The sequence below is a fragment of the Rhodococcus sp. FH8 genome (assembly GCF_019266085.1).
GTDB lineage: Bacteria > Actinomycetota > Actinomycetes > Mycobacteriales > Mycobacteriaceae > Rhodococcus_F > Rhodococcus_F qingshengii.
Window position 1 is genome coordinate 1,342 of the sequence record NZ_LPNQ01000064.1, and the last position, 4,721, is coordinate 6,062.

Genomic DNA, 4,721 nt, shown 5'->3' on the forward strand with positions numbered 1-4,721 from the left:
CGGGGCGTGGATGTCCTTGTTGCGGAGGTTGTCGTCGATCCACGAAACATAGAAGCCGAGCTTCCCGACATACTCCGGCTCAAACCTGCCTACCTTCAACTCGACGACGACGAACCTCGCTTGCACCCAGTTGAAGAACAGCAAGTCGATATAGAAATCCTGATCACCGACCTCGAAATGGTACTGGCGTCCAACAAAAGCGAACCCGTGTCCCAGTTCGAGGAGGAACTGCTCCAGCCGACGCATCAGCGCGGACTCCAGCTCCCGCTCCGCGACACGTTCGGTGATGTCGAGAAAATCGAAGACGTACGGGTCACGCACCAATTGCTGAGCGAGATCGGAATCCTCGGCCGGAAGATGGTCCTGAAAATTCGACGGTGCCGCACCGATCCTGCGCCGTAAACCGCTGTTGATCTGATTTTGCAGCACATTGCGCGACCACCCGTGTTCAGCAGCCGTTGATGCATACCAGTCGCGGTCGGACTGGTTATCCAGCTTGTCGAGCAATACCGTCACATGACCCCACGGCAATTGGCCAACAGGTTGTTGGCCAATTGCATCGCGCCCCCAGATGCTCGCCATCTGCCGCATGTACTTCAGATTGGTCCGCGACAACCCACGCATGTCGGGAAAGGCCGATCGAAGATCGACGGCGAGCCTGTCGATCACCTTTGAACCCCAGCCCTCGGCCTCTTGACGCTGCACAATCGCGTGCCCTATGTCCCAATACAGACTGAGCAGTTCGGTGTTGACGATTCGGGTGGCGCGAACTCGCGCTTGCCGAACTTGCGACTTGAGATGGTCGAGAAGCTGGGCGTAGTCGGCGGGCAGTTCGGCTGGAGCATTCACCCATCCATCTTTACCCAGCTGCTGGGAACGCCCACCGGACATGCCCCCACTGGACACCTCAGCCCGCAGGAACGGCGACTCGGGCGTGCGCGCTAGACGCAGGATCACCCGGCCCTCGCACAGCTCAGTTCTTCACAGGGCGCATTGATCGGAGTGAATACGTCCAGCACCATAGCGGCCCTCACCTGAAATCGGGCGCGTCAGGCCTGTCCGCGCGCGGACAGGTACATCGTGTTCGCTGGTAGAGAAAGGTTCTCATGCCGTTCCTAGGTTCGACCATCCACCGTCCGGTATGCATGCTGATGACGGCAACAGTCGTCGCAGCCTCCATCGCTTTGATGTCGCCGGGCATCGCGTCCGCCCAATCAAACGGATGCTCGAAGACTTTCAACCTGTTCATCCCCGGAACCTGGGAAACCGCAGAAGATGCCGATCCCTCGATCCCGGTCGGTATGCTAAAACCGATCGCCCACAGCATCGCGGACACGAACGGTAGCGCGGCACAGGTCCACACTCTGCCGTACATGGCCCGAGCCTTCGACAACGGAAAAACCTACGCAGACAGCAAATCTGATGGTTTGACGAGGCGGGTCCGAGGAGGGTTTCCTTTTCAGCCCGCATCTCAAGCGTGACGCGTTCGGCGTTGCTCCCACAGATCCGTCGGGGCACGTGCGCCAGTTGGTAGGCAGCATGATCTACGCCTCCACGTTCGCCTCCTGGAAATTGCACAGCCCAGGAGCGTTCCTATACACGCTCATCCGTGATGGCGAAGCCGGAGGCGTACCGAATATCGGGACCGACTACCCGATGCTCGAGACCGCAGGCACGATCAAAGTGGTACCGAGCGGCCGAAGCGGCAGCTTCAAAATGGTTTTACTCCAATCCGACATTGCCGAGTCCGCACTGTCGATCATCGACTCCCGAGGGTCCCGAAACCGAGGCGAGGCGGGCAGCCTCCAGAGCTTGGGCAACCAGCGGGCCTACAGTCACGTCGAGCGGGAACGCGCCAAGATTGCCTCCGAGGCTGAAATTAACGGCCACGAGGAAGCGCGACTCATTGCGGCGCTGCGTGACGTAACTTCAGGCGGTGCTTTCGGTGTCTGACGACGAACTACCGATCAACGACGAGGTCCAAACCACGGAAGGTGCGATCGCCTCCTCACCCAAGGCAGACCAGGAACCGCAGCGGTCGGCAAGCAACACTTGCGATCAACACCGATTACCACTGAAGCTGAAGAGACAGGAACGGCGCAAGTAGGAACGCGCGACACTGTCGAGGCGCCTAGGGGCGACCTGCCGGATGATTCAGCGGTGTCGTCCCGGTCAGCTAAGCGCCCGGTGCAGAAGGGTGGTCGAGGAACGGACCCGGGCGCGGACCTTGAACGTCGAGTCGGCCGTACCGAGTTCAACGACGGTGCTCTGGTCAGGCTGCGTGTGCCAATCCGCGTCGACGCGGATTCTGGACGTGATGTTCTCACCGATATAGACGTTCTCGCGGTCGACGTCGACGGACGTCTGCGGATCTCGCGTTCGATACTCGAGTGTAAGAGCGGCAAGGGCCAGTCTGGCGAGCCTGACCGGCTCCTGTGGCTCGCAGGCCTTCAGCAGTTTCTCGGTTTTGAGCGCGCTGTTCTCGTGCGTCAGACAGCCTCACGCCGCGGCCGCGGCCTCGCCCGGCCACTCGGTCTCCGAACTCTCGACGTCGCGACGCTTGCCGGCCGCGAGGCAGCTCATGCCTGGCTGCCAGCGCGATTCGGTCACCTCGAGGGCGACGAGTGCGCGGCCGCTGAGCTCCGCACCGACACGCAGTTGAAGGGCTAGCGCTGCAGGGTATGCCAACTTACGTCGCCTGGCAGGTGACGGAGGTTCTCGACGAAGGTCAGCCTATTCCCGACCACGCGGTGCAGTTCGCCAAACATCTTATGTCAACGACACACGAAAGTGTGCTCGAACGCGTCGGTTTCGAGCACACACTCATCGACACAGTGGAGGGGGGCGGGCCTGAAATCGTAGTGCCACCTTGGGCAGTGCAGCAGTTCGCTGCAATCGGCACCCCTGCCGAGTTGATCGAGAGAATCGCCGCGGCCCACGCGGCTGGAGCGGACTCATGGTCTTGCTCATTCACCGGAACCCCTCAAGAAACTGCTGCAAGCATGACCCGCTTCGCCGAGCAAGTTATGAAGCCATTGCGTTCCCACATGGCCGCGTAGCGAATACCGAAAAGGACTTGATCATGGCAGATCTCAATCGAGACGTAATTGAGCGACTGTTGGACGCCAGTGCGGAAAGTGGGCTGGCGGGCGTACTGGCGTTATCTCCAGAGAATTTCGCGTATCTGGCTGGTTTTGCTGTCCCCTCACAGGAACCGCTCCGGTGGCGCCACGCGGCCGTGGCAGTCAACACCGACGGCCGAGCAGCAGTGCTGTGTGTCGACATAGAAGAAACCACTGTGCGTCACAGGCTTCCCGACGTCGATGCTTACGTGTGGCAGGAGTTCGAACAGAACGCGGTGGCCGTGATGGCTCAGATGCTTCGTGAGCTGGGTATGGAGAGCGGGAGCATTGGGGTCGAAACGGACTACATTCCCGCTAGAGATTACGAAGAGCTGACTGCCGCGCTTCCGCATGCCCAGCTACGGAGCGCGGAAAGAATGTTTGCGCTCCTGCGAATGCGGAAGAGTCGCCGGGAAGTGGAGTTGATCCGTGAACTGAGTCGCACAATAGATGCGGCCCTGGCCACCGCATTTGCGTCGGTGCACGAAGGGAGCTCGGAACTCGATCTCGCCGGAGCTGCCGTGGCGGCGCTTTCGCCGGCGGAGTCGACCGCGAACGCGGGATGGTCACCGCCAGCGGTGCCCGCAGCCATTTCCCGAACGTCCGCGCAACAGAACGACAATTAGTAAACGGAGATGTTGTTCGACTCGAACTGTTCGGGGTGAGCGGGCCGCCTCGACGAGGCCGTCGAGTTGTTTCGGTTCCGGATGATGCCCTACATGCTGTACCTGGCGCGCGGACGAGACCAGTTCAAGCCTGCGTGCTCAGTCCTGCTCGACAGCGACGGTGCTGGTCAGGAAGCTCGACGACAGATCCTCAAGGGTGGAGCCAAGGGCCGTCCGACCGTGACAAAAGATTTGAATGATGACCTTCTCTTGCTGCGCCCCGAAGCCGGAGTCGTGCCGTGGCGCCGTCCGTCCATCCCAGGTAGGACCGAAACTGATACGGGAGACCTTGAGGAGTCAGATCTTGGTTGGGTGGCCTAGTTTTGGACCGGGTGGTCTCAATCGATCGTTGAGTTGGTTGGGTGCCAGCTGGGTTCGGGTCGATCGTTCGGCGGTGCCGCGGCGGGTGGGGGTGTACACGCGGTAGGTGATGATGGTTCTCTTTCTCCGGCGGTCTTTCACTCCTGCGTGAGTGGATCTGTCCCGGATACCGTTGGGGCGGAGCGTAATCCGCTGGTCGCTGCGGTGGTGTTGTTTTGTGGTTGGCGGCGGCGGGTTAGGGCGTGTCCGTCGGAGCTTGGCCGCGGTGGTGAGGAGGTACCGTTCGGCGGCGGCGTAATCGGTGGTCCTCTTGCCGGAGGCGCTGGTGGTGCGGGTGATCAGTTCGAGGTAGCGGCGCCGAAGCGCGCGGGCGTCGGGTTGGCCGAGCAGGAATTCGGTGGCGGCGACGACCTCTGGACTCGGCGCGGTGTGTGTCGCTTTGGCGGGGGTACGCTTTTTCTTCGCGGTCACCGCGTGCTCGCTAGGTGTTGTGGGTATGGACGTTGCTGACGAGGGATTGAAGTAGACGGGCTGGTCCTCGGCGTAAGAATGGGAGTTGCGACACAACCGTTCTCGACCAAGAAGGACCAGCCCTGTGACACACCGTAATGCT

The 4,721-nt window shown here is 61.0% G+C and carries 6 protein-coding genes; 4 read left to right on the plus strand and 2 right to left on the minus strand.

Annotated elements, in window-relative coordinates; translation table 11 throughout:
- On the minus strand, positions 1 to 849 hold an 849-nt coding region (locus ATN38_RS14285), incomplete at its 3' end, for a PDDEXK nuclease domain-containing protein (RefSeq protein ID WP_308256186.1).
- A 296-nt stretch (positions 850 to 1,145) separates the two neighbouring features.
- On the opposite strand from ATN38_RS14285, the gene ATN38_RS14290 reads away from it, so the two are divergent.
- The 4 genes from ATN38_RS14290 (at position 1,146) to ATN38_RS14305 (ending at position 3,748) form a co-directional block, all read left to right on the plus strand.
- Complete coding sequence (locus ATN38_RS14290; RefSeq protein WP_003941266.1) at positions 1,146 to 1,481, plus strand: hypothetical protein; 336 nt, start codon at positions 1,146 to 1,148, stop codon at positions 1,479 to 1,481.
- A gap of 58 nt (positions 1,482 to 1,539) precedes the next feature.
- Positions 1,540 to 1,953 carry a hypothetical protein gene (locus ATN38_RS14295; protein ID WP_003941273.1) on the plus strand — a complete coding sequence of 138 codons (414 nt, stop codon included), beginning with the start codon at positions 1,540 to 1,542 and terminating at the stop codon, positions 1,951 to 1,953.
- A 207-nt stretch (positions 1,954 to 2,160) separates the two neighbouring features.
- Entirely contained in the window at positions 2,161 to 2,670 is a 510-nt protein-coding gene (locus ATN38_RS14300; RefSeq protein ID WP_154100420.1) for a hypothetical protein, read from the plus strand.
- A gap of 412 nt (positions 2,671 to 3,082) precedes the next feature.
- The gene (locus ATN38_RS14305; protein ID WP_209923606.1) at positions 3,083 to 3,748 is read left to right on the plus strand and encodes an aminopeptidase P family N-terminal domain-containing protein; all 666 of its coding nucleotides are present in this window, start codon (positions 3,083 to 3,085) and stop codon (positions 3,746 to 3,748) included.
- A 336-nt stretch (positions 3,749 to 4,084) separates the two neighbouring features.
- On the opposite strand, the gene ATN38_RS14310 is transcribed toward ATN38_RS14305, so the two are convergent.
- Positions 4,085 to 4,721, minus strand: a 637-nt coding sequence (locus tag ATN38_RS14310; RefSeq protein WP_218748153.1) for a hypothetical protein, incomplete at its 5' end; no start/stop codon positions are given.